Origin of the sequence: Devosia sediminis (assembly GCF_016411825.1) — a bacterium.
Classification (GTDB): Bacteria; Pseudomonadota; Alphaproteobacteria; order Rhizobiales; family Devosiaceae; genus Devosia; species Devosia sediminis.
The window spans coordinates 1,008,972-1,034,667 of record NZ_JAEKMH010000001.1; the positions used below are offsets into that span (position 1 = coordinate 1,008,972).

At 61.9% G+C, this 25,696-nt stretch carries 41 protein-coding genes; 35 read left to right on the top strand and 6 right to left on the bottom strand.

What is annotated here, in order from left to right:
- Nucleotides 1-9: 9 nt before the first annotated feature.
- The 29 genes from tuf (at nucleotide 10) to JEQ47_RS05380 (ending at nucleotide 16,505) form a co-directional block, all read left to right on the top strand.
- On the top strand, nucleotides 10-1,200 hold the full coding sequence (gene tuf / locus JEQ47_RS05240; protein WP_198875312.1) for an elongation factor Tu: 1,191 nt from the start codon (nucleotides 10-12) through the stop codon (nucleotides 1,198-1,200).
- 68 nt (nucleotides 1,201-1,268) lie between these two features.
- Complete coding sequence (gene rpsJ / locus JEQ47_RS05245) at nucleotides 1,269-1,577, top strand: 30S ribosomal protein S10 (RefSeq protein ID WP_035080820.1); 309 nt, start codon at nucleotides 1,269-1,271, stop codon at nucleotides 1,575-1,577.
- Nucleotides 1,578-1,668: 91 nt separating this feature from the next.
- Complete coding sequence (gene rplC / locus JEQ47_RS05250; protein ID WP_198875313.1) at nucleotides 1,669-2,364, top strand: 50S ribosomal protein L3; 696 nt, start codon at nucleotides 1,669-1,671, stop codon at nucleotides 2,362-2,364.
- Entirely contained in the window at nucleotides 2,365-2,985 is a 621-nt protein-coding gene (gene rplD, locus JEQ47_RS05255) for a 50S ribosomal protein L4 (RefSeq protein ID WP_198875314.1), read from the top strand.
- Nucleotides 2,982-3,275, top strand: coding sequence for a 50S ribosomal protein L23 (locus tag JEQ47_RS05260; RefSeq protein WP_198875315.1), 294 nt, complete (start codon nucleotides 2,982-2,984; stop codon nucleotides 3,273-3,275). Before rplD ends, JEQ47_RS05260 begins: the two co-directional genes overlap by 4 nt.
- An 18-nt stretch (nucleotides 3,276-3,293) precedes the next feature.
- Complete coding sequence (gene rplB, locus JEQ47_RS05265) at nucleotides 3,294-4,133, top strand: 50S ribosomal protein L2 (RefSeq protein WP_198875316.1); 840 nt, start codon at nucleotides 3,294-3,296, stop codon at nucleotides 4,131-4,133.
- A gap of 3 nt (nucleotides 4,134-4,136) precedes the next feature.
- A complete protein-coding gene (gene rpsS / locus JEQ47_RS05270; protein WP_086469614.1) occupies nucleotides 4,137-4,415 on the top strand; it encodes a 30S ribosomal protein S19 in 279 nt (92 codons plus the stop codon).
- Nucleotides 4,416-4,418: 3 nt separating this feature from the next.
- Nucleotides 4,419-4,799, top strand: a complete 381-nt coding sequence (gene rplV / locus JEQ47_RS05275; protein ID WP_046141106.1) for a 50S ribosomal protein L22 — start codon at nucleotides 4,419-4,421, stop codon at nucleotides 4,797-4,799.
- On the top strand, nucleotides 4,799-5,539 hold the full coding sequence (gene rpsC / locus JEQ47_RS05280) for a 30S ribosomal protein S3 (protein WP_198875317.1): 741 nt from the start codon (nucleotides 4,799-4,801) through the stop codon (nucleotides 5,537-5,539). The genes rplV and rpsC overlap by 1 nt, the downstream gene beginning before the upstream one ends.
- A gap of 15 nt (nucleotides 5,540-5,554) precedes the next feature.
- Nucleotides 5,555-5,968, top strand: coding sequence for a 50S ribosomal protein L16 (gene rplP, locus JEQ47_RS05285; protein ID WP_046104453.1), 414 nt, complete (start codon nucleotides 5,555-5,557; stop codon nucleotides 5,966-5,968).
- Nucleotides 5,969-5,979: 11 nt separating this feature from the next.
- Nucleotides 5,980-6,174, top strand: coding sequence for a 50S ribosomal protein L29 (gene rpmC / locus JEQ47_RS05290; protein ID WP_086469611.1), 195 nt, complete (start codon nucleotides 5,980-5,982; stop codon nucleotides 6,172-6,174).
- An 11-nt stretch (nucleotides 6,175-6,185) separates the two neighbouring features.
- Nucleotides 6,186-6,419, top strand: coding sequence for a 30S ribosomal protein S17 (gene rpsQ, locus JEQ47_RS05295; RefSeq protein WP_046104451.1), 234 nt, complete (start codon nucleotides 6,186-6,188; stop codon nucleotides 6,417-6,419).
- Between the two features lie 64 nt (nucleotides 6,420-6,483).
- On the top strand, nucleotides 6,484-6,852 hold the full coding sequence (rplN, locus tag JEQ47_RS05300) for a 50S ribosomal protein L14 (RefSeq protein WP_086469610.1): 369 nt from the start codon (nucleotides 6,484-6,486) through the stop codon (nucleotides 6,850-6,852).
- Complete coding sequence (gene rplX, locus JEQ47_RS05305; RefSeq protein ID WP_198875318.1) at nucleotides 6,852-7,163, top strand: 50S ribosomal protein L24; 312 nt, start codon at nucleotides 6,852-6,854, stop codon at nucleotides 7,161-7,163. Before rplN ends, rplX begins: the two co-directional genes overlap by 1 nt.
- Nucleotides 7,156-7,713 (top strand): 50S ribosomal protein L5, encoded by a 558-nt coding sequence (gene rplE, locus JEQ47_RS05310; protein ID WP_198875319.1) that lies wholly within the window; start codon nucleotides 7,156-7,158, stop codon nucleotides 7,711-7,713. The genes rplX and rplE overlap by 8 nt, the downstream gene beginning before the upstream one ends.
- Nucleotides 7,714-7,743: 30 nt before the next feature.
- Nucleotides 7,744-8,049 carry a 30S ribosomal protein S14 gene (gene rpsN, locus JEQ47_RS05315; protein WP_198875320.1) on the top strand — a complete coding sequence of 102 codons (306 nt, stop codon included), beginning with the start codon at nucleotides 7,744-7,746 and terminating at the stop codon, nucleotides 8,047-8,049.
- Between the two features lie 13 nt (nucleotides 8,050-8,062).
- Entirely contained in the window at nucleotides 8,063-8,461 is a 399-nt protein-coding gene (gene rpsH / locus JEQ47_RS05320) for a 30S ribosomal protein S8 (RefSeq protein ID WP_198875321.1), read from the top strand.
- A 47-nt stretch (nucleotides 8,462-8,508) separates the two neighbouring features.
- On the top strand, nucleotides 8,509-9,042 hold the full coding sequence (rplF, locus tag JEQ47_RS05325; RefSeq protein WP_198875322.1) for a 50S ribosomal protein L6: 534 nt from the start codon (nucleotides 8,509-8,511) through the stop codon (nucleotides 9,040-9,042).
- Between the two features lie 12 nt (nucleotides 9,043-9,054).
- Complete coding sequence (rplR, locus tag JEQ47_RS05330; RefSeq protein WP_198875323.1) at nucleotides 9,055-9,417, top strand: 50S ribosomal protein L18; 363 nt, start codon at nucleotides 9,055-9,057, stop codon at nucleotides 9,415-9,417.
- Nucleotides 9,418-9,436: 19 nt separating this feature from the next.
- Complete coding sequence (gene rpsE / locus JEQ47_RS05335) at nucleotides 9,437-9,970, top strand: 30S ribosomal protein S5 (protein ID WP_198875324.1); 534 nt, start codon at nucleotides 9,437-9,439, stop codon at nucleotides 9,968-9,970.
- A 21-nt stretch (nucleotides 9,971-9,991) separates the two neighbouring features.
- Nucleotides 9,992-10,180 (top strand): 50S ribosomal protein L30, encoded by a 189-nt coding sequence (gene rpmD, locus JEQ47_RS05340; RefSeq protein WP_198875325.1) that lies wholly within the window; start codon nucleotides 9,992-9,994, stop codon nucleotides 10,178-10,180.
- A gap of 13 nt (nucleotides 10,181-10,193) precedes the next feature.
- Complete coding sequence (gene rplO, locus JEQ47_RS05345) at nucleotides 10,194-10,697, top strand: 50S ribosomal protein L15 (RefSeq protein WP_198875326.1); 504 nt, start codon at nucleotides 10,194-10,196, stop codon at nucleotides 10,695-10,697.
- A 131-nt stretch (nucleotides 10,698-10,828) separates the two neighbouring features.
- On the top strand, nucleotides 10,829-12,169 hold the full coding sequence (secY, locus tag JEQ47_RS05350) for a preprotein translocase subunit SecY (RefSeq protein ID WP_198875327.1): 1,341 nt from the start codon (nucleotides 10,829-10,831) through the stop codon (nucleotides 12,167-12,169).
- Nucleotides 12,166-12,735 (top strand): adenylate kinase, encoded by a 570-nt coding sequence (locus tag JEQ47_RS05355; protein WP_198875328.1) that lies wholly within the window; start codon nucleotides 12,166-12,168, stop codon nucleotides 12,733-12,735. The genes secY and JEQ47_RS05355 overlap by 4 nt, the downstream gene beginning before the upstream one ends.
- Before the next feature lie 172 nt (nucleotides 12,736-12,907).
- Entirely contained in the window at nucleotides 12,908-13,276 is a 369-nt protein-coding gene (rpsM, locus tag JEQ47_RS05360) for a 30S ribosomal protein S13 (RefSeq protein ID WP_198875329.1), read from the top strand.
- 154 nt (nucleotides 13,277-13,430) lie between these two features.
- Entirely contained in the window at nucleotides 13,431-13,823 is a 393-nt protein-coding gene (rpsK, locus tag JEQ47_RS05365; protein WP_086469598.1) for a 30S ribosomal protein S11, read from the top strand.
- A gap of 100 nt (nucleotides 13,824-13,923) precedes the next feature.
- Complete coding sequence (locus JEQ47_RS05370) at nucleotides 13,924-14,943, top strand: DNA-directed RNA polymerase subunit alpha (RefSeq protein ID WP_198875330.1); 1,020 nt, start codon at nucleotides 13,924-13,926, stop codon at nucleotides 14,941-14,943.
- 32 nt (nucleotides 14,944-14,975) lie between these two features.
- Nucleotides 14,976-15,398, top strand: a complete 423-nt coding sequence (rplQ, locus tag JEQ47_RS05375; protein ID WP_198875331.1) for a 50S ribosomal protein L17 — start codon at nucleotides 14,976-14,978, stop codon at nucleotides 15,396-15,398.
- A 75-nt stretch (nucleotides 15,399-15,473) separates the two neighbouring features.
- Complete coding sequence (locus tag JEQ47_RS05380; RefSeq protein WP_198875332.1) at nucleotides 15,474-16,505, top strand: NAD-dependent epimerase/dehydratase family protein; 1,032 nt, start codon at nucleotides 15,474-15,476, stop codon at nucleotides 16,503-16,505.
- Here JEQ47_RS05380 and JEQ47_RS20580 read toward each other — a convergent pair.
- The 3 genes from JEQ47_RS20580 to JEQ47_RS05390 all read right to left on the bottom strand — a co-directional run bounded on the left by JEQ47_RS20580 (nucleotide 16,486) and on the right by JEQ47_RS05390 (nucleotide 18,341).
- Complete coding sequence (locus tag JEQ47_RS20580) at nucleotides 16,486-16,647, bottom strand: hypothetical protein (protein ID WP_236020648.1); 162 nt, start codon at nucleotides 16,645-16,647, stop codon at nucleotides 16,486-16,488. The genes JEQ47_RS05380 and JEQ47_RS20580 overlap by 20 nt on opposite strands.
- Complete coding sequence (locus JEQ47_RS05385) at nucleotides 16,644-17,030, bottom strand: AAA family ATPase (RefSeq protein WP_236020649.1); 387 nt, start codon at nucleotides 17,028-17,030, stop codon at nucleotides 16,644-16,646. Before JEQ47_RS05385 ends, JEQ47_RS20580 begins: the two co-directional genes overlap by 4 nt.
- A 126-nt stretch (nucleotides 17,031-17,156) precedes the next feature.
- The gene (locus tag JEQ47_RS05390; RefSeq protein WP_198875333.1) at nucleotides 17,157-18,341 is read right to left on the bottom strand and encodes a type III PLP-dependent enzyme domain-containing protein; all 1,185 of its coding nucleotides are present in this window, start codon (nucleotides 18,339-18,341) and stop codon (nucleotides 17,157-17,159) included.
- 261 nt (nucleotides 18,342-18,602) lie between these two features.
- On the opposite strand from JEQ47_RS05390, the gene JEQ47_RS05395 reads away from it, so the two are divergent.
- On the top strand, nucleotides 18,603-20,012 hold the full coding sequence (locus tag JEQ47_RS05395) for a Do family serine endopeptidase (RefSeq protein ID WP_236020650.1): 1,410 nt from the start codon (nucleotides 18,603-18,605) through the stop codon (nucleotides 20,010-20,012).
- 16 nt (nucleotides 20,013-20,028) lie between these two features.
- On the opposite strand, the gene JEQ47_RS05400 is transcribed toward JEQ47_RS05395, so the two are convergent.
- A complete protein-coding gene (locus JEQ47_RS05400; protein ID WP_198875335.1) occupies nucleotides 20,029-20,595 on the bottom strand; it encodes an HI_0983 family protein in 567 nt (188 codons plus the stop codon).
- A gap of 109 nt (nucleotides 20,596-20,704) precedes the next feature.
- Between JEQ47_RS05400 and JEQ47_RS05405 the strand changes: the two genes are divergently transcribed.
- From JEQ47_RS05405 to JEQ47_RS05425, 5 genes are read left to right on the top strand one after another with little or no spacing between them, the layout of a single operon-like run.
- Nucleotides 20,705-22,018, top strand: a complete 1,314-nt coding sequence (locus JEQ47_RS05405; RefSeq protein WP_198875336.1) for a replication-associated recombination protein A — start codon at nucleotides 20,705-20,707, stop codon at nucleotides 22,016-22,018.
- Nucleotides 22,019-22,402, top strand: coding sequence for a fluoride efflux transporter CrcB (crcB, locus tag JEQ47_RS05410; protein WP_198875337.1), 384 nt, complete (start codon nucleotides 22,019-22,021; stop codon nucleotides 22,400-22,402).
- The gene (locus tag JEQ47_RS05415) at nucleotides 22,399-23,388 is read left to right on the top strand and encodes an RluA family pseudouridine synthase (protein WP_198875338.1); all 990 of its coding nucleotides are present in this window, start codon (nucleotides 22,399-22,401) and stop codon (nucleotides 23,386-23,388) included. The genes crcB and JEQ47_RS05415 overlap by 4 nt, the downstream gene beginning before the upstream one ends.
- Nucleotides 23,389-23,396: 8 nt before the next feature.
- Nucleotides 23,397-24,059 (top strand): HAD-IA family hydrolase, encoded by a 663-nt coding sequence (locus tag JEQ47_RS05420; RefSeq protein ID WP_198875339.1) that lies wholly within the window; start codon nucleotides 23,397-23,399, stop codon nucleotides 24,057-24,059.
- Entirely contained in the window at nucleotides 24,052-24,834 is a 783-nt protein-coding gene (locus tag JEQ47_RS05425; RefSeq protein ID WP_198875340.1) for an ATP12 family chaperone protein, read from the top strand. Before JEQ47_RS05420 ends, JEQ47_RS05425 begins: the two co-directional genes overlap by 8 nt.
- Before the next feature lie 24 nt (nucleotides 24,835-24,858).
- Here JEQ47_RS05425 and folK read toward each other — a convergent pair whose 3' ends face one another.
- Together folK and folB are read right to left on the bottom strand one after the other, a co-directional pair.
- Complete coding sequence (gene folK / locus JEQ47_RS05430; RefSeq protein ID WP_198875341.1) at nucleotides 24,859-25,290, bottom strand: 2-amino-4-hydroxy-6-hydroxymethyldihydropteridine diphosphokinase; 432 nt, start codon at nucleotides 25,288-25,290, stop codon at nucleotides 24,859-24,861.
- Nucleotides 25,290-25,670 (bottom strand): dihydroneopterin aldolase, encoded by a 381-nt coding sequence (gene folB, locus JEQ47_RS05435; protein ID WP_198875342.1) that lies wholly within the window; start codon nucleotides 25,668-25,670, stop codon nucleotides 25,290-25,292. The genes folK and folB overlap by 1 nt, the downstream gene beginning before the upstream one ends.
- Nucleotides 25,671-25,696 lie beyond the last annotated feature (26 nt).

Consider the following 25,696-nt stretch of genomic DNA (forward strand, 5'->3'; position numbering starts at 1 on the left):
AGAAAAGCGATGGCGAAGGAAAAATTTGCCCGTAACAAGCCGCACTGTAACATCGGCACCATCGGTCACGTCGACCATGGCAAGACCTCGCTGACCGCAGCGATCACCAAGGTCCTGGCCGAGACCGGCGGCGCCACCTTCAAGGCGTACGACCAGATCGACGCCGCTCCGGAAGAGAAGGCCCGCGGCATCACCATCAACACCGCTCACGTCGAGTACGAGACCACCAACCGTCACTACGCTCACGTCGACTGCCCCGGCCACGCCGACTATGTGAAGAACATGATCACCGGTGCTGCCCAGATGGACGGCGCGATCCTGGTCGTGTCGGCTGCCGACGGCCCGATGCCGCAGACCCGCGAGCACATCCTGCTCGCCCGTCAGGTCGGCGTGCCGGCCCTGGTGGTCTTCCTGAACAAGTGCGACATGGTCGACGATCCGGAACTGCTCGAGCTCGTCGAGCTCGAAGTCCGCGAACTGCTGTCCTCGTACGAATTCCCCGGCGATGATATCCCGATCATCAAGGGCTCGGCTCTGGCCGCCCTCGAGAACTCGGACCAGAAGCTCGGCCACGACGCCGTTCTCGAGCTGATGGCTGCCGTCGACTCGTACATCCCGCAGCCGGAACGTCCGGTTGACCAGCCGTTCCTGATGCCGATCGAAGACGTGTTCTCGATCTCGGGTCGTGGTACCGTGGTGACCGGTCGCGTCGAACGCGGCATCGTCAAAGTTGGCGAAGAAGTCGAAATCGTCGGCATCAAGGCCACCCAGAAGACCACCGTGACCGGTGTCGAAATGTTCCGCAAGCTGCTCGACTCGGGTGAAGCTGGCGACAACATCGGCGCCCTGATCCGCGGCATCGACCGCACTCAGGTTGAGCGCGGCCAGGTTCTCTGCAAGCCCGGTTCCGTGACCCCGCACACCGACTTCGTTGCTGAGGCCTATATCCTCACCAAGGAAGAAGGCGGCCGTCACACTCCGTTCTTCGGCAACTACCGTCCGCAGTTCTACTTCCGCACCACCGACGTGACCGGCATCGTGACCCTGCCGGAAGGCACCGAGATGGTTATGCCGGGCGACAACATCAACATGAACGTTCAGCTCATCGTTCCGATCGCCATGGAAGAGAAGCTCCGCTTCGCTATCCGTGAAGGTGGCCGCACCGTCGGCGCCGGCGTCGTTGCGAAGATCCTGAAGTAAGCTTCTTGGAAATATCGCGGCGCGCGGCTAAACGCGCGCCGCGAACCTTTTAATTCAGGATTGTGAAGATGAACGGTCAGAATATCCGCATCCGCCTCAAGGCGTTTGACCACCGCGTGCTCGACACCTCGACCCGCGAGATCGTCAATACCGCCAAGCGCACGGGTGCCCAGGTTCGCGGTCCGATCCCGCTGCCGACCCGCATCGACAAGTTCACCGTGAACCGCTCGCCCCATATCGACAAGAAGGCGCGTGAGCAGTTCGAGATCCGGACCCACAAGCGTCTTCTGGACATCGTGGACCCGACTCCCCAGACGGTCGATGCACTCATGAAGCTCGATCTCGCCGCCGGCGTCGACGTCGAAATCAAGCTCTAAGACTACCGACTACAAAGATATTCCGCGCCTGCCGCTAAATGGGTCCTCTGAAGTCATGACCCGGCAGAGCGCCAACAAGAAGGTAAAACCGATGCGTTCTGGATTGATCGCACAGAAGCTGGGGATGACCCGCATCTTCACCGAGGACGGCAACCACGTCCCCGTGACGGTGCTGAGCCTGCAGAATTGCCAGGTCGTGGGCCAGCGCACCGTCGAAAAGGACGGTTATGTCGCCCTGCAGCTGGGTGCCGGCCAGGCTAAGGCCAAGAATGTCTCCAAGGCAGAACGCGGCCAGTATGCCGTTGCCAAGGTCGAACCGAAGCGTCACGTGGCCGAGTTCCGCGTGGATGCCGACAACCTCATCGAGGTTGGCGCTACGCTCAAGGCCGACCACTTCACTGATGGCCAGCTCGTCGACGTGACCGGCACCTCCATCGGTAAGGGCTTTGCCGGTGGTATGAAGCGCTGGAACTTCGGTGGTCTGCGCGCCTCGCACGGTGTGTCCGTGTCGCACCGCTCGATCGGTTCTACCGGTGGCCGTCAGGACCCGGGCAAGACCTTCAAGAACAAGAAGATGCCGGGCCACATGGGCGATCGTCGCATCACCACGCAGAACGTCAAGGTCGTCAAGACCGACGTGGAGCGTGGCCTGATCATGATCCAGGGTTCGGTCCCGGGCGCCAAGGGCGCCTGGATCATGATCAAGGACGCCGTCAAGAAGCCGGCTCCCGCGAACGCTGCCTTCCCGGGCTCGTTCGAGGCCGCTGCTGCGGGAGAAGCGAAGTAAATGGAACTCAAGGTAACCACTCTCGAGGGTAAGGCCGCCGGTTCGGTCGATCTCAAGGACGAAGTCTTCGGTCTCGAAGTCCGTCCTGACATCCTGCACCGCATGGTCCGCTACCAGCAGCTCAAGGCCATGGCCGGCACGCATGACGTGAAGAACCGGTCGGAAGGCGCGCGCACGGGCAAGAAGTTCGTGAAGCAGAAGGGTTCGGGCGGCGCCCGTCACGGCGATCGCAAGGCTCCCCAGTTCCGTGGCGGTGGCCGTGCATTCGGTCCGACCCCGCGCAGCCACGCCATCGACCTTCCCAAGAAGGTTCGTGTCCTGGCCCTCAAGCATGCGCTGTCGTCCAAGGCCAAGGCCGGTTCGCTGATCGTCATCGACAGCGTTGCCCAGAAGGAAGCCAAGACGGCTGCCCTGCGCACCACCTTCGGCAAGCTCGAATGGGCAAGCGCGCTGATCATCGATGGCGCGAATGTCGACCAGAACTTTGCTCTGGCCGCCCGCAACATCCCGAATATCGACGTGCTGCCGATCCAGGGCATTAACGTTGTTTCGATCCTGAAGCGCGACAAGCTGGTGCTGACCAAGGCAGCGCTCGAAGCGCTCGAAGCGAGGTTCGCATGAACAAGCTTGCCGCATACGACATCGTCCGTAACCCCGTCGTGACCGAAAAGTCGACGATGGCTTCGGAATACAACCAGGTCGTTTTCGACGTGGCGATCGATGCCAGCAAGACCGAGATCAAGGCCGCCGTCGAGCAGCTCTTCTCGGTCAAGGTCAAGGCAGTGAACACCCTGGTCCGCAAGGGCAAGGTGAAGCGCTTCCGTGGCAAGGTTGGCGTTCGCAACGACGTCAAGAAGGCCATCGTGACCCTCGTCGACGGCCAGTCGATCGATATTTCGACCGGCCTCTAAGGGATAAGAGACAGCAAAATGGCTCTAAAGACTTACAACCCCACCTCCGAAGGCCGTCGTACCCTTATTACGACCGATCGTTCGGAACTGTGGAAGGGCGCCCCGGTCAAGGCTCTGACCGAAGGCCTCAACAAGAAGGGCGGCCGCAACAATACCGGTCGCATCACCGCTTTCCATCGCGGCGGCGGTCACAAGCGCAGCTACCGCATGGTCGACTTCAAGCGCGTGAAGTTCGATGCAGTCGGCACCGTGGAACGGCTCGAATACGATCCGAACCGCACCGCCTGGATCGCTCTGATCAAGTACGAAGACGGCGAACTGGCCTATATCGTTGCCCCGCAGCGTCTGGCTGCCGGCGACAAGGTCATCTCCTCGCTCAACGGCGCGGACGTGAAGCCGGGCAATGCCATGCCGCTCGAACGCATGCCGGTCGGTACGATCGTGCACAATATCGAGCTCAAGCCCCGCAAGGGCGGCCAGGTTGCCCGTTCGGCTGGTGCCTATGCCCAGTATGTCGGTCGTGACCAGGGTTGGGCCATTCTGCGCCTCAACTCGGGCGAACAGCGCCGTGTTCATGGTTCGTGCCTCGCCACCGTCGGTGCCGTGTCGAACCAGGACCACGCCAACACCTCGCTCGGCAAGGCCGGTCGCAACCGCTGGCTCGGCCGCAAGCCGGTCAACCGCGGTGTGACCATGAACCCGGTCGACCACCCGCATGGTGGTGGTGAAGGCCGTACCTCCGGTGGCCGTCACCCGGTTTCCCCGTGGGGCAAGCCGACCAAGGGCAAGCGTACGCGCAGCAACAAGGCTACGGACCAGTTCATCGTTCGCAGCCGTCACGTGAAGAAGGGCAGGTAAGTCATGACCCGTTCGATTTGGAAGGGCCCGTTTGTCGACGGCTACCTGCTCAAGAAGGCCGAGAAGGCTCAGTCGTCTGGCCGCAACGATGTGGTCAAGATCTGGTCCCGCCGCTCGACCATTCTGCCGCAGTTCGTTGGCATCACCTTTGGTGTCCACAACGGTCAGAAGCACGTTCCGGTGTCCGTCACCGAGGACATGATCGGCCACAAGTTCGGTGAGTTCGCGCCGACCCGTACCTACTACGGTCACGCGGCCGACAAGAAGGCCAAGAGGAAGTAAGAGATGAGCAAGCCAAAGACTGAGCGCGCTCTCAAGGATAACGAGGCAAAGGCTGTCCTGCGCATGCTGCGCATCAGCCCTCAGAAGCTGAACCTCGTCGCGCAGTTGATCCGTGGCAAGAAGGTCGAGAAGGCTCTGGCCGACCTCGAGTTCAGCCACAAGCGCATCTCCGGCCAGGTGAAGAAGGTGCTCGAGAGTGCCATCGCCAACGCCGAAAACAACCACGGCCTGGACACCGACGCCCTCGTCGTTGCCGAAGCCTATGTGGGCAATTCGCTGGTGATGAAGCGCTTCACCGCACGCGGCCGTGGTCGTTCGGCCCGCGTCGAGAAGCCATTCTCGCACCTGACGATCGTTGTCCGGCAAGTTGAGGAGGCCGCATAATGGGCCAGAAAATCAATCCGATCGGCTTCCGTCTGGGCATCAACCGGACCTGGGACAGCCGCTGGTTCGCCAACAAGGGCGAATATGGTTCGCTGCTTCAGGAAGACCTGAAGATCCGCACCATGCTGATGGAAGATCTGAAGGCCGCTGCGGTCTCCAAGATCGTCATCGAGCGTCCGCACCGCAAGTGCCGCGTGTCGATCCACACTGCCCGTCCGGGCATCGTGATCGGCAAGAAGGGCGCCGACATCGACAAGATCCGCGCCAAGGTGAAGAAGTTCACCGACAGCGAAGTGCACATCAACATCGTTGAAGTGCGCAAGCCGGAAACCGATGCGACGCTGGTTGCCCAGGGCATTGCCCAGCAGCTCGAACGCCGCGTGGCCTTCCGCCGCGCCATGAAGCGTGCCGTGCAGACCGCAATCCGCATGGGCGCCGGTGGTATCCGCGTCAACGTGGGTGGCCGTCTGGGTGGTGCCGACATCGCTCGTACCGAATGGTACCGCGAAGGCCGCGTGCCGCTGCACACCCTGCGTGCCGACATCGACTACGGTACCGCCGAAGCCGAAACCACGTATGGCATCATCGGTATCAAGGTCTGGGTCTTCAAGGGCGAAGTCCTCGAGCATGATCCCTCGGCTCACGAGCGTCGCGCCACCGAAGGTGGTAGCGAAGGTGGCCAGCGTAGCGAGCGCGAACCGCGCCGTGAACGCGGCGACCGCGATCGCGAACGCGCATAAGAAGGTTAGTTCATTATGCTGCAACCAAAGAGAACCAAGTTCCGTAAGGCTCACAAGGGCCGCATCCATGGTCTGGCCAAGGGTGGTACCGATCTGGCCTTCGGCCAGTACGCTCTCAAGGCCACCGAGCCCGAGCGTGTTACCGCCCGCCAGATCGAGGCTGCCCGCCGTGCGATCACTCGCGAAATGAAGCGTCAGGGCCGCGTCTGGATCCGAATTTTCCCGGATCTTCCCGTTTCCAAGAAGCCGACCGAAGTCCGTATGGGTAAGGGCAAGGGCTCGGTGGAATACTGGGCAGCGCGCGTAAAGCCCGGCCGCATCGTTTTTGAGATTGACGGCGTACCCGAAGACGTTGCAAAGGAGGCGCTTCGCCTCGGAGCAATGAAGTTGCCGATCACCACGCGTATCGTCACGCGTATTGCCGACTAAGGAACACGAGCATGAAAGCCAGTGATGTGCGGGCCAAGACCGCAGACGAACTGAAAGATCAGCTCGTCGACCTGAAGAAAGAACAGTTCAACCTGCGTTTCCAGCGCGCTACCCAGCAGTTGGAAAAGCCGGCCCGTGTGAAGGAAGTCCGTCGCGATATCGCGCGGATCAAGACCGTCCTCGGCCAAAAGAACGCAGCTAAGTAAGGAATAGATCCATGCCAAAGCGCGTTCTGCAGGGGACTGTGGTCTCCGACGCCAATGACAAGACCATCGTGGTTCGTGTCGAGCGCCGTTTTACTCACCCGCTTCTGAAGAAGACCGTTCGTCGTTCGAAGAAGTACCACGCCCACGATGAGAACAACGTGGCCAAGGTCGGTCAGACCGTGTGGATCGAGGAAACTGCGCCGATCTCCAAGAACAAGCGCTGGGCGCTTGTTCCGTCCGCGTAAGAGAAACAATTCAGGTCGGCGCGCCGGATGACGGTGCAGCCGATAAACTAGAAGGCATCCAGTCATGATCCAGATGCAGTCCAACCTCGACGTCGCCGACAATTCCGGCGCCAAGCGAGTCATGTGCATCAAGGTGCTGGGCGGTTCGCATCGCAAGTACGCCTCGGTCGGCGACATTATCGTCGTTTCGGTCAAGGACGCTATTCCGCGCGGCCGCGTCAAGAAGGGCCAGGTGATGAAGGCCGTGGTGGTTCGCACCGCAACCGACATCCGCCGTCCCGACGGCACCGTCATCCGTTTCGACAAGAACGCCGCCGTTCTTCTGAACAATCAGAAGGAACCGATCGGCACCCGTATCTTCGGACCGGTTCCGCGCGAGCTCCGCGCCAAGAACCACATGAAGATCATCTCGCTTGCCCCAGAGGTGCTGTAATGGCCTCCAAGATTAAGAAGGGCGACAAGGTCGTCGTCCTGGCCGGCAAGGACAAGGGCAAGACCGGTCAGGTCCTGTCCGTCATCCCGTCCGAAACCAAGGCACTGGTCCAGGGTATCAACCTGGTGAAGCGCCACCAGAAGCAGACCGCTTCGACCGATGCCGGCATCTTCACCAAGGAAGCGCCGATCCATCTTTCGAACCTGGCGGTCGCCGACAAGGATGGCAAGCCCACCCGCGTCGGTTTCCAGATCAAGGACGGCGTGAAGACCCGCGTCGCCAAGACCACCGGAGATCAGATCGATGGCTGAGACCGCTTACATTCCGCGTCTCCGGACCGAATACGACAACACGATCAAGGCTGCACTGCGTGAGCAGTTCAACTACCAGAACGTCATGGAGCTGCCACGCCTTGACAAGATCGTGCTGAACATGGGCGTGGGCGAAGCCGTCAACGATACCAAGAAGGTGAAGTCGGCCGCCGACGAGCTGCAGAAGATCGCCGGCCAGAAGCCGGTCATCACCCATGCGCGCAAGTCGATCGCAGGCTTCAAGGTCCGCGAGCACATGCCGCTGGGCGTCAAGGTCACCCTGCGCAAGACCCGTATGTACGAATTCCTGGATCGCCTGGTGACCATCGCACTGCCGCGCGTCCGCGACTTCCGTGGCCTTAACCCGAACGCGTTCGACGGCCGTGGCAACTATGCCATGGGCCTCAAGGAACACATCGTTTTCCCCGAAATCAACTACGATCAGATCGATCAGGTTTGGGGCATGGACATCGTGATCTGCACGACGGCCAAGACCGACGATGAAGCCCGCGCGCTTCTCAAGGCTTTCAACTTCCCGTTCCGCCAGTAAGCGGGCAGGGAAGGGATAAAGGATCAGGACATGGCAAAGACCAGCTCCATCGAAAAGAACAAGAAGCGCGCCGCTCTGGCTCAGCAGTACGCCGAAAAGCGCGCTGCGCTGAAGGCGACGATCAAGAACCAGGACACTCCCATCGAGGAGCGTTTCAAGGCCAGCCTCAAGCTGGCTGAACTGCCGCGCAATTCGGCCAAGATCCGCATTCGCAACCGTTGCGAAGTGTCGGGCCGCCCGCGTGGTTACTATCGCAAGCTCAAGATGAGCCGTATCGCCCTGCGTCAGCTGGGCAACCTGGGCCAGATCCCGGGTCTGGTGAAGTCGAGCTGGTAAGGAGAAACATCAGATGAGCTTTTCCGATCCCATCGGCGATATGCTGACCCGCATCCGCAACGCTCAGGAGCGTCGCAAGAATTCCGTCACGACTCCGGCATCGACCCTGCGTGGTCGCGTGCTGGATGTTCTCCAGTCCGAGGGTTTCATCCGCGGCTACTCGGAGACCAAGTTCGAGAACGGTGCCGCCGAGTACGAGATTGAACTCAAGTACTCGGACAATGAAGGCGTCATCCGCACGATCGAGCGCGTTTCGCGTCCCGGCCGTCGCGTCTACGCATCCGTCAAGAATATCCCGCAGGTTGCCAATGGCCTGGGTGTCTCGATCCTCTCCACCCCCAAGGGTGTGATGGCCGACCACGAAGCCAAGGCCGCCAATGTGGGTGGCGAGGTACTCTGCCGCGTCTTCTAAGCCATTCGGCTTGGAGGATCGGCAAGACGATTACTCAAGGATAGAATATGTCACGTACTGGCAAGAAACCGGTGGCCCCGGTTAACGGCGTCACCGTTACGATCAATGGTCGTAACGTCACCGCCAAGGGCCCGAAGGGCGAGCTCGGTCTCACCCTGATGGACATCGTCAATGTCGAGCAGGGTTCGGACGGCCTCGTCGTCTCCCCGGCCAACGAAACCCGCGAGGCTCGCGCTGCCTGGGGCACCACCCGCGCGCTGATCCAGAACATGGTCACTGGCGTGAGCGCCGGCTTCGAAAAGAAGCTCGCCATCCAGGGCGTCGGTTACCGCGCCGCCATGCAGGGCAAGGATGTCAAGCTGTCCCTCGGTTTCAGCCACGAAGTGGTCTATGAGGCGCCCAAGGGTATCACCCTGGCCGTCCCGGCTCCGACGGAAATCGTCGTCACCGGCATCGACAAGCAGCAGGTGGGTCAGGTTGCGGCCGAGATCCGCGGCTGGCGTCCCCCCGAGCCCTACAAGGGCAAGGGCGTGCGTTACGCCGGCGAGCAGGTCTTCCGCAAAGAAGGCAAGAAGAAGTAAGGAGCGCCACCGATGGCAATTTCTGCAAAAGGTGCGGAACGCCGCAAGGCTCGTGTCCGCAAGGCGCTCAAGGCTCGTGCCTTTGGTCGCGCCCGTCTCAGCGTGTTCCGCTCGGACAAGAATATCTACGCCCAGATCATCGACGACACCACTGGTCGTACGCTGGCTGCCGCTTCGACCCTCGAAAAGGACGTGCGCGGTTCGATCAAGAATGGCGGCAATGCCGAGGCGGCTGTGGCCGTTGGCAAGCTGATCGCCGAACGTGGTGTGAAGGCGGGCGTCGCCGAGGTCATCTTCGACCGCGGCTCCTACATCTATCATGGCCGTGTTAAGGCCCTTGCAGACGCTGCCCGTGAGGGCGGCCTGCAGTTCTGACAACGGCGAGGAAAACATTATGAGCAGAGACGTTCAGGAACGCGAAAGCGAGTTCGTCGATCGCCTGGTCCACATCAACCGTGTGGCCAAGGTTGTGAAGGGCGGCAAGCGCTTTGGTTTCGCTGCCCTCGTCGTTGTCGGTGACCAGAAGGGTCGCGTCGGTTTCGGTCACGGCAAGGCCCGTGAAGTTCCCGAGGCAATCCGCAAGGCTACCGAGCAGGCCAAGCGCCAGATGATCCGCGTGCCGCTGCGCGACGCCCGTACGCTGCATCACGACATTACCGGCCGCCACGGCGCCGGCAAGGTCGTGCTGCGTGCAGCCGTTCCGGGTACCGGCATCATCGCCGGTGGTCCGATGCGCGCCGTGTTCGAAACTCTTGGCATCAACGACATCGTTGCCAAGTCGACCGGCACCTCGAACCCGTACAACATGGTTCGCGCCACGTTTGACGCCCTCAAGCGCGTTGACAGCCCCCGTTCGGTGGCGTCGCGTCGCGGCCTCAAGGTTTCGGAACTCCAGGCTCGCCGCGGCGAGACTGCAGTCGAAGCCTGATAGGGCAGGTGGAGAAGTACAATGGCTAAAGACAAGACCATCGTCGTCCAGCAGATCGGTTCGCCGATCCGCCGTGAAAAGAGCCAGCGCGCGACCCTTATCGGTCTCGGGCTCAACAAGATGAACAAGCAGCGTGAGCTGGTTGATACGCCCGAAGTTCGCGGCATGATCAACAAGATCCCGCACCTCGTCCGCGTCGTCGGCGAGTAAGGAAGGTCGGATCATGACTCGTTTGAACGAACTTCGCGATAATGCTGGTGCCAACAAGGTCCGCGTCCGCGTCGGCCGTGGTATCGGTTCGGGCGTCGGCAAGACCGGTGGCCGCGGTGGCAAGGGCCAGACGGCCCGCGCCGGTGTCGCGATAAACGGCTTCGAAGGCGGCCAGATGCCGCTTCACATGCGTATGCCGAAGCGTGGCTTCAACGCCTGGAACCCGAAGGACTTCAATGAAGTCCGCATCGACCGCATCCAGGCCTACATCGACAGCGGCAAGCTCGACATCAAGGGTGTCGTGGATGCTGCTGCCCTGGTCGCCGCCGGCGTGATCCGTCGTCCCAAGGACGGCGTGCGCCTGATCGGCTCCGAGGGTTTCTCGGCCAAGAAGGTCACCTTCAAGGTCGACTACGCCACCAAGGGTGCTGCTGCTGCCATCGAGGCGGCCGGCGGCAAGCTCGATCTGATCCCGGTCAAAGAGACCTGGAAGAAGACCCCCTACGCTGGCAAGTAATCTTGCCGTTGCGCACCCGGTCGCGAGGCCGGGTGCGCGCTTTTGGTTTGTTGCGTCTGGCCGGCACATATCCCATATATGCGTCTCCAGCGCTCCGAGCGCACCTGGCATCTAAGCCGTAGGAGCGGTATATGGCGTCCGCAGCCGAACAGCTGGCACGTAATCTCAGTTTCTCGACCTTTTCGAAGGCCAAGGCCCTTCAGCAGCGCATCTGGTTCACACTCGGAGCGCTGCTTGTTTATCGTTTGGGCACATTCATTCCGGTTCCCGGCATCGATCCCGATGCGTTCCGCGCGACTTTCGAACAGTCGCAGCAGGGCATCATCGGCATGTTCAACATGTTCTCCGGCGGTGCCGTCGAGCGCATGGCGATCTTCGCGCTGAACCTTATTCCCTACATCACCGCGTCCATCGTGGTGCAGGTGGTCTCGACCGCGTCGCCGCGCCTGGAAGCCCTCCGCAAGGAAGGCGGCGAGGCCGGCCGTCGCAAGATCAGCCAGTATACCCGCTACCTGGCGGTCGTGTTCTGCGTCATCCAGGCCTATGGCATTGCCGTGGGCCTTGAGGGCAGCCAGGGCGTCGTGCTGAATCCAGGCTGGTTTTTCCGCATCTCGACCGTGATCACCCTCGTGGGTGGCACGATGTTCCTGATGTGGCTGGGCGAGCAGATCACCGCACGCGGCGTCGGCAATGGCATTTCGCTGATCATCTTCGCCGGCATCGTGGCGAACCTGCCCGCGACCGTGGCGCAGACGCTGGAACTGGCCCGTACCGGCGCCATTCCGGCCTTTGCAGGCCTCGGCATGCTGGTGCTGGCCCTGGTGGTGATCGCGGTCATCGTGTTCTTCGAACGCGCCCAGCGCCGGCTGCTGATCCAGTATCCAAAGCGCCAGGTGGGCAACAAGATGTTCCAGGGTGACACGTCGCATCTGCCATTGAAGCTCAACACCGCAGGCGTCATCCCGGTGATCTTCGGCTCCTCGCTGCTGCTGCTGCCTGCCACGATCGCGTCTTTCGCCGCCCAGGGCAATGCCCCGGCCTGGCTGACGACGGTGACGGCGCTGCTGGGCCGGGGGCAGCCGCTCTATCTGGCGCTGTTCGCCTTCTTCATCATCTTCTTCGCCTTCTTCTACACGGCCATCGTGTTCAACCCGACCGAGACTGCTGACAATCTGAAGCGCTCCGGCGGCTTCATCCCGGGCATTCGGCCGGGTGAGCGTACTGCCCAGCACATCGACTACGTGCTGACCCGCATCACCGTTGTCGGTGCGATCTACCTGACGGTCGTGGCGCTGATCCCGGAAGTGCTGTTCAGCCAGTTGGCGGTCAGCCAGTTCATCGGCGGCACCTCGCTGCTGATCATGGTGACGGTGACGCTCGACACGATCACGCAGATCCAGAGCCATCTCGTGGCTCAGCAATATGAAGGACTGCTCAAGAAGTCCCGTCTTGGAGGAGGCAAGCGTCGATGAGGTTGATCCTGCTGGGGCCCCCGGGGGCAGGAAAAGGAACTCAGGCTAAAATTCTGGTGGACGACTACGGTATCCCCCAGCTCTCTACCGGCGACATCCTGCGCGCCGCGATTGCCGCCAAGACCCCGCTCGGGGTCGAGGCCAAGGCGATCGTCGACCGTGGGGACCTGGTGTCCGACGCCATCGTCAACGGCATCGTGTCGGAGCGTCTCGACGCCGAAGACTGCAAGCCCGGGTTCATCCTCGATGGTTTCCCGCGCACGATCGCCCAGGCTGAAGCGTTGGATCGCATGCTGGCAGAAAAGGGCATTGCCCTCGACGCCGTCATCGAGATCAAGGCAGATGCCGATGAACTGGTTCGCCGGGTCATCCAGCGTGGCAAGGAATCGGGTGGCGCCCGCGCCGACGACAACGAGGAAGTGCTGCGCAAGCGCCTCGGTGTCTATTCCGAGCAAACCGCGCCATTGGTTGCGTACTACTCGGGCAGGGGGCTCCTGAAGCCCGTCGACGGGATGGCGCCCGTTACCGAGGTTACGGCTGCCATCAAGGCCGCCCTCGGCAAGTAATGCGGGGCGGGATCGGCTGTTGACTCGGCCCGGTCTTGTCCTTAAAGAACCGCACCAGACTCATGGATCATTGGGCTGGATTCGGTTTTCCCTTAGTTGGGGGTCGAAATCCGGTCCCTTGTTGTTTAAAGGCACCCGCCGCGATGGCGCGTGTGAATGAAGGAGAGCAGACGTGGCTCGTATTGCTGGCGTCAACATCCCGACGAATAAGCGCGTGGTCATCGCGCTGCAGTATATTCACGGGATCGGCGAGAAGTTCGCCCATGATATCACGACCAAGGTCGGTATTCCGGCCGAGCGCCGGGTCAACGAACTGACCGACGCCGAAGTCATCCAGATCCGTGAAGCCATCGACCGCGACTATGTCGTGGAAGGCGATCTTCGCCGTAACGTGGCGATGAACATCAAGCGCCTGATGGATCTGGGCAACTACCGTGGCCTGCGTCACCGTCGTGGCCTGCCGGTCCGCGGTCAGCGCACCCACACCAATGCCCGCACCCGCAAGGGTCCGGCCAAGCCGATCGCCGGCAAGAAGAAGTAATCTGCTCCCGCCAGTGCGGGAACAGCAATTTGAATTGGATGTGGCGGGGCAAGCCTTTCGGTGGCTCGGTAGAGCTGGCCGGAATGACTTGAACCGCTTCTTCCGTGGTGGAGCTGCTGGTACTACGGCAGCGCCGATACCCTAGAGGATAGTAATGGCTAAGGCTGAAGTCGCACGCGTTCGTCGTAAGGAACGCAAGAATATCACTTCCGGCGTCGCACACGTGAACGCCTCCTTCAACAACACGATGATCACCATCGCCGACATGCAGGGCAACACCATTTCGTGGTCGTCCTCGGGCGTGATGGGCTTCAAGGGCTCGCGCAAGTCGACCCCGTATGCTGCCCAGGTTGCTGCTGAAGATGCTGCCAAGAAGGCCCAGGAACACGGCATGAAGACCCTCGAGGTCGAAGTTCGTGGCCCCGGTTCGGGCCGTGAATCGGCTCTGCGCGCCCTGCAGGCTGCTGGCTTCAACGTCACCTCGATCCGTGACGTCACGTCGATCCCGCACAATGGCTGCCGTCCGCGCAAGCGGCGCCGCGTCTAACAAGACGATTGGTTCACTCCCGACCGATTGGATGGGTCGGGAGTCCTATTGTGTTTGCGGCGGAGCGGCCGCATGGCCGCTAAATTGAAAGGACAATACCGTGACGATCCAGAGGAACTGGCAGGAACTGATCAAGCCGACCAAGCTGGACATTGTTTCGGGCAGCGACAACGCGCGCGTGGCCTCGGTTGTTGCCGAGCCGCTTGAGCGCGGATACGGGCTTACCCTGGGCAATGCCCTGCGTCGCGTGCTGCTGTCGTCGCTTCAGGGCGCGGCAGTGACCGCGATCCAGATTGACGGCATCCTGCACGAATTCTCCTCGCTGCCCGGCGTGCGCGAGGACATCACCGATCTCGTTCTCAACGTCAAGGAAATCGCCCTGAAGATGGGTGGCGAAGGCCCGAAGCGCCTGACCCTCACCAAGCAGGGCCCGGCTGCCGTCACCGCTGGTGACATCAAGGTTTCCGGCGATATCGAAGTGCTGAACCCCGAGCTGGTCATCTGCCACCTTGACGACGGCGCCGAGATCAACATCGAGTTCACCGTCGACACCGGCAAGGGTTATGTCCCGGCCGAGAAGAACCGTCCCGAAGACGCCCCGATCGGCTACATCCCGGTCGATGCGCTGTTCTCGCCGGTCCGCCGCGTGAGCTACAAGGTCGATGCCACCCGTGCAGGCGAAAGCCTCGACAAGGACAAGCTGACGCTCAGCGTCGAGACCAATGGCGCGATCTCGCCGGAAGATGCTGTGGCCTATGCCGCCCGCATCCTCCAGGATCAGCTCTCGGTCTTCGTCAACTTCGAAGAGCCCACCAAGGAGAAGGCCCAGGACGCTGTTCCGGAACTTGCCTTCAACCCGGCGCTGCTCAAGAAGGTCGACGAGCTCGAACTGTCGGTGCGTTCGGCCAACTGCCTCAAGAACGACAACATCGTCTATATCGGCGACCTGATCCAGAAGACGGAAGCCGAGATGCTGCGGACTCCGAATTTCGGCCGCAAGTCGCTCAATGAAATCAAGGAAGTCCTGGCACAGATGGGGCTTCATCTCGGAATGGACGTCAACAACTGGCCCCCCGAGAATATCGATGACCTCGCCAAGCGCTACGAAGATCATTACTGATCCGGCGCTGCCCAGACTTTAGGAGATAACCCATGCGCCACGCTTCCCGAGGCCGCAAGTTCAGCCGTACCGCTTCTCACCGCAAGGCCATGTTCGCGAACATGTCCGCCGCGCTGATCAAGCACGAACAGATCGTCACCACGCTTCCCAAGGCAAAGGACCTCCGTCCGATCGTCGAGAAGCTCATCACCCTGGGCAAGCGCGGCGACCTGCATGCCCGCCGCCAGGCCATCGCCCAGATCCGCGATGAAGCCCAGGTTGCCAAGCTCTTCGCCGTGCTCGGCCCGCGCTATGCCGAACGCCAGGGCGGTTACATCCGCATCCTCAAGGCCGGCTTCCGCTACGGCGACAATGCCCCGCTGGCCGTGATCGAGTTCGTCGATCGCGATGTCGATGCCAAGGGCCAGGATTCTGGTCCGGTCTTCACCCAGGACGACGAAGCCGAAGCGGCGTAAGTCTTGCCGGCAGCACGATTTTGATTGGAGGCGGTCACGGGTTTCGTGGCCGCCTCTTTCGCTTTGGGGGAAGCAATGGATCGTATTCTCGTTACCGGCGCGTCCGGCTTCGTGGCTAAGCATGTGATTGGTGAGCTGCTGCGCGCCGGCTATGGCGTGCGCGGCACTGTACGAGGGCAGGGCAAGGTACCGGGCGTATGGGCCGCTGTGGCTGCCCTGGCGCCCGGATTTGAGGGGCAGCTCGAACTGGTCGAAGCCGACCTGCTCGACGATCGTGGCTGGGCAGAGGCCATGGATGGCATCTCGGCGGTGATGCATGTGGCAGCGACGATCGTCGCGGTCGAGCCGAAGGACCCGGACCTTGTTGTCCGCCCCGCGGTTGACGGGACCGAGCGGGTGCTGCGCTTTGCCCGCGCGGCCGGCATAGAGCGTGTGGTGATGACGTCTTCTATCGCCACGGTCGGCTACGGGCTGGGCCACGAAAGGGGCGTGCGACGCTATAGCGAGACCGATTTCACCAATCTCGAGGGTATGCGGCGGAGCTGGGCCTATTGCATCGGCAAGACCAGGGCCGAACGTGCCGCCTGGGATTTTGCCAAGGCCAATGGCATGGCGCTGACCACGATCCATCCCGGCGCCATTCTGGGGCCGGCAACGGACCCCGAAACCTCGATATCGCTCGGTCTCGTGACCGGACTCCTCGATGGCTCGACGCCGGCAATGGCACGCATTGGCTTTGCCATCAGCGATGTGCGGGACGTGGCGGCCATGCATGTGGCAGCTCTCAGGACGCCTGAGAGTGCCGGCCAGCGCTATCTCTGCACCGGTCCCTATATGACTTTTGGGCAGGTCGCGGATGTGCTGCGCGCGGCCTATCCCGATCATGCAGTGACCACGAAAGTGGTGCCGGACTGGATCATCCGCATTATTTCGATGCTGGGTGGGCCAACGCGGCAGATCATCAACGATGTGGGCAACGAAAAGCACTTCGACGGAAGCAAGGGCGAGGCTCTGCTCGGACGGCCGTATCGCAGCAACCGGGAAGCCATCCTCAGCGCCGCCGAAAGCGGTATCCGCTTCGGTCTGGTCAAGCCGAAGGCAAAGTGAGGCCCCAGGCGGCATAGAGCGCGTCCAGTTCGCGTCGATTATTGACCAGAACATGCGGCAGGCCCGAGGCGCGGGCGATCTGCTGGTATTTGCCGATTGAGTTGCGCGTGTGCCAGAGCCAGTGGATCATCTTGAGGTTCACCGGTCCTGGCCGCCCTCGAGCGCACCGGCCCGTGTCTTCTGAAACAACGTGCGGGTGAAATAGCGGCGGTAGCGGGTAACGAGGCTGTCGGTGAGGACGATGATGCCTGTGGCCCGGGCGAGGCGCTGCGGCATGAGGCGCGAATAGGAGCCGTCGATGATCCAGGCATCTGTCGTGATAGCGTCGTCATGCAGGGCGGCGAATTCCGCCTCGGGGCGAACCTCCCAATTGGTGTTCGGCAGGTGCTGGAGCTGGTCGAGATGAACGGCCGGAACGCCGAGCCTGGCTGAAAGAGCCACGGTCAGCGTCGACTTGCCGGAATTGCTGAGGCCCAGGACCATGATCCGGCGGCCGAGGGCTGGGAGAGGTGGGATGTCGGTCATGCGCAAACAGTACCCCCACCCTTGATCCCTCCCCACAAGGGGGAGGGAGACGAAGTACACAGGCTCCTCGGTCTTGCGCCTCCCTCCCCTTGATGGGGAGGGAATGAGGGTGGGGTGGCGTGCGGCTTACTCCGCCGGGGCCATGTCCTTGCCGGTATAGACTTCCTCGACCCAATACTGGTCGCGGCGGTCGAAGCCGTTAAAGGGCGTGAGCGAAGCCTGGGTATAGGCGCCCATGAGGCCGAATTCGATCCAGTCGTCCTCGTCGATATCGGCCGGCAGGGTGAAGACCTGGGGCAGCACGTCATAGCTGTCGCAGGTGGGACCCCAGATGGTGAATTCGGAGAATTCCTCGCCATTGTCATGCACGCGCGGGCCGCGCCAGACGCGGACCGGCGGGGTGAAGTGCATGAACTTGACTTCCATCAGGGAGCCATAGGCGCCGTCATTGACATAGACCGACTGGCCGCCGCGCTGATGCTTTACGCGCAGCAGCAGTGAGGTCGAGGAGGTCACCAGCGCCCGGCCGGGCTCGATGATGAGCTCGGGCTTGTTCTTGTCGCCGAAATGGTCGGAAACGGCCTGCGAAATGGTCTCGAAGTAATAGTCCATCGGCGGCGCTTCGCTGGTCGGGTAGGGGGCCGGATAGCCGCCGCCGATATTGAGGCGCTTCAATTCGATGCCGCTTTCCTCGACGATGCGCGAGGCGGCCGCGATGTGGCGCTCATAGGCATAGGCGTCTTCGCATTGCGAACCGACATGGAAGCAGAGGCTGGGCGTATAGCCCATCTTCTCGACGGCGGTGACGATTTCTGCCGCGCCCTGTTCCATGACGCCGAACTTGATGCCGAAGTCATAGCTCTTCAGCGCTTTGCCGGCCTTGAAGCGCGTGGTCACTTCCACGTCGCGCGATGGCGACACCACCGCGGCGAGCTGGTCGAGCTGCTGCGGATGGTCGATGGTGAAGGAGCGGACGCCGAATTCTTCATAGGCGCGCTCGATCTCGCGCTTGCTCTTGATCGGGTTGTTGTAGTGCATCACGGCGCCCGGCGCGTAGTCGCGCACCAGTTCCATCTCGGTGTTCGAGGCCACGTCGAAGGCCTTGAGGCCCTCGGCATGGAGCTGTGCAATGATGTGCGGCGACGGGTTACACTTGACAGCATAGGTCAGAAGCCCGTCAAAGCCCTTCTTGAAGACCTTGATCGCCCTGTGAAACTCCCTCTCGGAGAAGAGGAAGGACGGAAAGTCGGGTGCTTCAGCGGCAATCAATGCCGAGGTATTGGCATAGACGGTCTTCGGCTCGTCAGTCATTGGACAACAGGCCTTTCAGGGCTGGAGAAAATGGTGAAAACGAGCGCTGCATATAGGGCTGTGCAACCCCTCACGCAAACGTTTATTTCGGTTGCAAACCAACAATCTGGACGCGTCATTTTCATGACAGAATCCGGGCGTTGTCGTTGACCGGCGTCAGCGCCGTCTGCTGTCTCGCACATCGATTCCGAAGGTCTCTTCATGTCTTTGCGTACGTTGGCTTTTTCGCTCGTTGCTCTGCTTATTCTAGGAGGCGGCGGCATGCTGGCGTTGAGCCCCTGGAACGGGACGCCGCCCGCACTGGCGCAGGCCGAACCGGCAGCAGTCCCGGAGCTACAACGCGCGGTGCCCCGGAGCGATGCAGAGATCACCCTCAGCTTTGCGCCCATCGTGCAGGCGGTGTCGCCATCTGTGGTCAATGTCTATGCGACGCGCGTCGAACAACAGGCGGCCTCGCCCTTCGCCAACGATCCGTTTTTCTCCCGCTTTTTCGGCGAGCAGTATTTCCAGAGCCGTCCGCGTCAGTCGCAGTCGCTGGGCTCAGGCGTGATCGTCGATGCCGCTGGCGTCATTCTCACCAACCGCCATGTGATCGAGGGAGCGACGGATGTCCGCATCGCCCTCAGCGACGGTCGGGAATTCGCGGTCGACATCGTCATCGAGGATGCCGATACCGACCTTGCCGTGCTGCGGGTGCGCGACGCCGAAGGGGTTGAATTTGCCGCCATGCAGTTTGCCGACAGCGACAATCTGCTCGTGGGCGACCTGGTGCTGGCCATCGGCAATCCGTTCGGCGTCGGGCAAACCGTCACCAGCGGCATCGTCTCGGCCCTGGCCCGTACCGGGGTGGAGGCGACCGACTACGAGTTCTTCATCCAGACCGATGCTGCCATCAATCCGGGTAATTCGGGCGGGGCGCTCGTCGACATGGCCGGACGGCTCGTGGGAATCAATACTGCCATCTATTCGCAGACTGGCGGCTCGGTGGGCATAGGTTTTGCCATTCCCGCCAACATGGCCCGGCTGGTGGCCGAGGCCGGCGTCACCGGCGGCGCAATCGTGCGGCCGTGGTTTGGGGCAAAGATGCAGGCGGTGAATTCCGACATTGCCGCGAGCCTGGGCATGACGGCGCCGCATGGGGCGCTCATTACCGAAACCGCGCCCGGCGGGCCGGCTGAGCGCGCCGGCTTCCAGTCCGGCGACGTAATCCTCTCCATCGATGGCTATAGAGTGGACGATCCCAGTGCCTTCAATTTCCGCCTGGCCACGCGGGCCGTGGGCGAGACGGCACAATTGGAGCGGCTGCGCGGTGGGGCTACGGACACCATTACCCTTGCCGTCGAGACGGCGCCGCAGCCGGCAGAGAATGCGACCGTGACCATCGAGGGCAATTCCCGCTTTGCCGGCGTTACGGTGCGGCAGCTCGATCCGGCTTTGGCCGAGAGCAAGGGCCTGCCCTATGACGCGACCGGGGTCATCGTCACCGCCATCGAGCCTGGCTCGGAGGCAGAGGCCATGGGCCTCAATATCGACGACGTCATCCTCCAGCTCAACGACACGGTCATCGCCGACGCCCAGAAGTTCCTTCAGACTGCGTCGCAGCGCGTCCGCACCTGGCAGATCATCCTGCAGCGCGACGGAAGGGTGAGCCGGGCGATCGTCAGCGGCTAGGGGCGTGCCACAGGGGTCACTCGATGACGATGCCCGGAACCTCCATGAAAGCCAGGGCCTCGATGGCGGGCTGGCGCATGCTCTTGAGGTTGGTCAGGAAATCGGTGACCTCGTCATCATATCCGCGCCGGCTGATGCCGAACATGGCGAGTCCGGAATCGGTGGGCACATACCGATAGGCGTTCCATTCGACGATGAGCATCTCTCCGTCGTCGCTACTGAGCACGAAATCCAGGATCACTTCGCCGGTGCCCGTGTTCCTGATGACTTCGAAATTGACGACCGGGTCATTGGCCCGGCGCTGTTCGAGGGACTGGACCATGGCATTGGCCGCCACATCGGGCGTGGGACCATCGGTCATGAGGTCGATCATGAACATTTGCTGGTAGGCTTCGACGGCCTGTCCGGCGGGCAGATATTCCTGCTTGTAGTCAGTATCGGTGGGGTGGCTGGTCCAAACGAGATCGAAGCTGACGCCTTCGAACTCAATCGGACCCGGGATGCCGATGGCATCGTCCTGTGCCAGAGGCGAAACCAGGCCAAGAATGGACACGGCCAAAGCGGCCAGCGCGCTGCGGATCATCGATTTGCCCTCGATACACTGGGTCGTTTTGGTGCTAGTGCTAAGTACCATGTTCGCACCGGCCTCGTCCGCGTCAACCCTCCCACAAACCTGAAGTCCATTTCCCTACATGGCTGACCTTTTTTCCGCCGACCCGAGCGAAACCGACAAGGCCCGTCCGCTGGCCGATCAGTTGCGGCCGAAAACCCTCGACGAGGTGATCGGCCAGCAGCATCTGCTTGGCGAGGGCGGCACGTTGCGGCGCATGCTGGCCTCGGGACGGCTCGGATCGCTGATCCTCTGGGGACCGCCGGGCACCGGCAAGACCACGGTAGCGCGGCTGCTTGCCGACCAGATCGATTTCCGCTTCGAGCAGATATCGGCGATCTTTTCGGGCGTGGCCGATCTCAAGAAAGTCTTCGAGAAGGCGCGGTTCGAGCGCCTGTCCGGTCATCGTACGTTGCTCTTCGTCGACGAGATACACCGCTTCAATCGCGCCCAGCAGGATAGTTTCCTGCCGGTCATGGAAGACGGTACGGTGGTGCTGGTGGGCGCCACCACGGAAAATCCCAGTTTCGAGCTCAACGCGGCGCTGCTGTCCCGCAGCCAGGTGCTGCGATTTGAATCGCTCGGCCGGGACGATCTGGAAAAGCTGCTGGAGCGGGCGGAGACTCTGCTCGGGTCCCGCCTGCCGCTGGATGACGCTGCCCGCGAAACGCTGCTCGGCCTCGCCGATGGCGACGGGCGAGCGCTGCTCGGCCTCGTGGAAGAGATTTTAGCTTCAGTCGGTCCCCAGGAGACCGTTGATGCTAACAGTCTGTTAACCATCGTCCAGCGCCGGGCGCCGATCTACGACAAGGCACAGGACGGGCACTACAACCTGATTTCAGCCCTGCACAAGACCATTCGCGGCTCCGATCCCGACGCGGCGCTCTACTATTTCGCGCGCATGTTGGATGCCGGCGAGGATCCGCTGTTCCTGGCTAGACGGTTGATTCGCATGGCCTCCGAAGACATCGGCCTGGCCGATCCGCAGGCGCTCGTCCTCGCCGTGGCGGCACGCGATGCTTATCAGATGCTGGGGTCGCCCGAGGGCGAACTGTCGCTGGCCCAGGTGGTCGTCTATCTGGCCCTCGCGCCCAAGTCGAACGCCGTCTACACCGCCTACAAGGGTGCGGTTTCCGTCGCAAAATCAACCGGTTCGCCCATGCCTCCCATGGTGATCCTTAACGCCCCGACCAAGATGATGAAGGGCGAAGGTTATGGCGAAGGCTATATCTACGACCACGACACGCCGGAGGCCTTTTCGGGGCAGGAATACTTCCCAGAAAAAATCGGACGACAGGAATTCTACCAGCCGGTGGAGCGCGGGTTCGAGCGCGATCTCAGGAAACGCATGGACTATTTCGGTAGATTGCGGGCCGCCAAGCGGGGAGAAGGCTAGGTGCAAGCCCTTGTTCTCGTTGGACTTGGCGGCGCAATCGGCTCCATGGCTCGCTACGGCATGAGTGTGCTGATCGGCCGGTTCTGGAGCGGATCCTTTCCGCTGGCGACGCTCCTGGTCAACATCACCGGGTCGATGGCCATGGGCCTGCTGATAGGATTCCTGGTGCGGACCTTGCCAGCATCGGGACCCGATATCCGCCTTTTCGTGGGGATTGGCGTCCTGGGTGGGTTCACCACCTTCTCCTCGTTTTCGCTCGATACCATATCCATGATCGAGCGCGGTGAGCTGGGGCAGGCGGCGCTCTATGTCGGCTTGTCGGTTGTGGTTTGCCTCGCGGGCCTATATTGCGGGCTCCTGATGACGAGAGGCGGCATGGCATGAGCGGCGTTCAACACAGAGAAGTCACGGCGGACGACGACGGCATGCGCCTCGACCGCTGGTTTGCGCGGCATTTTCCGCAGGTCGGTTTTGCCCGGCTGCAGAAGCTGATCCGCAATGGCGAAGTCCGCCTCGACAAAGCCAAGGTCGAAACCAGCACGCGTGTGTCCGAGGGGCAGATCGTCCGCATCCCGCCGGTCGACGACCCGGATACCGTTCGCGCGTTCAAGGTGAATCCGGAGGAAGTGCGGTTCCTCAAGGACCTGATCCTTTACGAGGACGATGATCTCTACGTCTTCAACAAGCCCCATGGCTTGGCCGTACAGGGTGGCAGCGGTACGGTGCGGCATATGGATGGGCTTCTCAAGAACTTGCCCAACAAGGCCGGCGAGGCACCGCGCCTGGTGCATCGGCTCGACCGGGATACGTCGGGCTGTCTCGTTGTTGCCAAGACCGCGGCGGCGGCCAAGCATTTCGGCTCAGTCTTCCGCTCCCGCTCGGCGCGGAAGATCTACTGGGCGGTGGTGGCCGGCAATCCGACGCCGCGGCAAGGCGAGATTTCGTGCTTTCTCGCCAAGCAGGCTACCACGGATGGCGAGCAGATGGTCGTGGTGCGCAACGGCGCGCCGGGGGCGGTGCATTCGTCGAGCTATTATTCGACCACCGACACCGCGAGCCGGCGCTTTGCCTGGGTGACGCTGAAGCCGGTGACCGGCCGCACGCACCAGTTGCGCGTGCACATGGCCCAGCTCGGCACCCCGATCATCGGCGATCCGCGCTATTTCAACATCGAGAACTGGATGCCGGCGCCGGGCCTGGGCGAGGGGCTGCACCTCCATGCCCGCCGCATCGTGCTGCCGCTGCGGAACGGCAAAAAGATAGACATTTCAGCACCTTTGCCGCCGCATATGCGAGAAAGCTTCGAGGCGCTCGGGTTTGACGCCGATCGCTACGATGCGCAGAAGGCCGATCCGGAGGAGGGCGCGTGAGGCTGGTCATGTTCGACATGGACGGCACGCTGATCGATACCGAGGCGCTGATTGCCGAACACATGGCGACGACCTTCGCCGAGGCTGGATTACCGGTGCCGACGCCAGCGCAATCGCGCCGGGTCATCGGGTTGTCGCTGCCGCGGGCGATGCAGCAATTGCTGGGATCGGAAGACCTTGATCTGGCGAATGAATTGGCTGAACGCTACCGGGCGTATTACCGCGCGTCGCTGGTGGCCGCCGAGGGGCGGGAGGGGCTGTTCCCCGGTGCCCGCGAGGCGCTGGAGCAGTTGCAAGGCCAGCCCGAGACCATTCTGGGCATTGCAACCGGCAAGGGCCTGTCGGGCGTGCACCGGTTGACCGAACTCCATGGCGTTGCCGGATTTTTCTCGACCTTGCAAACGCCGGACCATAATCCGTCCAAGCCCGATCCGGGTATGATGCTGCGCGCCATGGGCGAGACCGGTGTCGACAAGGATCAGACTGTCATCATCGGCGACACCACGTTCGACATGCTGATGGGCAAGGCCGCTGGCACCAAAACCATTGGCGTGACATGGGGTTACCACGACGCCGAAGAGTTACGCGAAGCCGGCGCCGATATCCTGATCGATGATTATTCCCAGCTTTGCGGGGCCATCGACACTGTCCTGGAGACCCGATATGCGTGACCAGCTTGAAGAAGCCCACAAGCATCGCGACGATGGCTATGGCCGGGCGCAGCACCTGAACCAGGTGGAATTGCCCAAGCGTTTTTACACCGAAGTGGACGTGGCGCGGGGAGAGGATGGCTACTCCATTACTCTCGACGGGCGCCAGTTGAAGACGCCGGGCAAGAAAATTGCCGTTGTTCTTCCGGTACTTGGCGTCGCTCAGGCAATGGCGAAGGAATGGGCGGCGCAGGATAAGGTGATCGATCCGGCGACCATGCCGATGACGCGGCTGATCAATTCGGCGCTGGAAAGCGGCGAGAAGACAGCGCCGGCCTTCCGCGCTGAGGTGGGCAAATTCGCCGGCAACGATCTGCTGCTCTATCGTGCTGATTCTCCTCATGAATTGGTGGAGGAGCAGGAGCGGGTCTGGGACGGTGTGCTGGTGAAGCTGGCACGAAAGTTCGACGTGGCCTTTCAGCCGACAGTCGGAATCATCCATCAGCCGCAACCGGTTAGCACGCTGGAAAAGCTCGATGCGGCATTGGACGGGCAGGGGCTGCTGAGCCTGACTGCGCTGGTGTCGATCACGGGCCTGACCGGCTCCGGCCTCTTGGCAATTGCCCTGTTGCATCAATTGGTTACGCCGGACGAGGTGTGGACGGCGGCGCATGTCGACGAGGATCACCAGATCCGCCTGTGGGGCGAGGATGAAGAGGCCTCGGAGCGCCGGGCCAAGCGGCGGATCGAGTTCGATACGGCGGTGTCGGTGGTCGACGCGCTGAACCGGACCTAGTCCTGGAGGCCTCGGATGAACAGCTTATGAACGGCTGACGATCCAGTCTGCGGTTTCCGGAGAAATCTCGCGCAGTGGCTCGAGGACGAAGTCGCGTTCATGGGCGAAGCGATGCGGCAGGATCAGCTTGGTCGTGTCCATTTCCACCCGCTCATAGGCAATGAGGTCGATGTCGATGAGACGCGGACCCCAGACCTCGTGCCTGATACGGCCCATGTCGCGCTCGATATCGAGACAGGCATGGAGCAGGTCGACGGGCGGCAGGTCGGTTTCGATTGTTGCGGCCATGTTGGCGAAGTCGGGCTGGTCGATCTTGCCCCAGGCTTTCGTGCGGATAACCGAAGACTGGGCCGTGACGGCAATGGCGGGATGCGCGTCCAGGCGCCTGATCGCTTCGGCGAGCTGAACGGCGGGATCGCCGATATTGGCGCCGAGAGAAAGCCAGGCCGTCGGCATCAGACGGGGCGCACGCGATGCAGTTCGATGGCGGCCTCGCCATGGACCATGGCAATGGGCGCCTCGGGCTTGCGGATGCGGATGATGATCCAGCCGATCTCGGGGAACACTTCAAAGAGGCCCGTGACGATATTCTGGGCCAGGGCCTCGATGAGTTTCGTACGCTTCCCTTCGAAGTTGGCTTTCACCACTTCATAGATATCCGCATAGGAGAGGGTGTGGCCCAGTTCGTCGGTAGTTCCGGGGGCCGTGAGATCGACACCGCACTGGATGTCGATGAAAAAGCGCTGGCCGAGGCGGGCCTCCTCGGAAAAAACGCCGTGATAGCCGTAAAAGCCCAGATCGTTGAGGATGATGCGGTCGCCGGTGAAGGGAAGCATGTAAAACTCTTGGCTCTGCGTTTGGT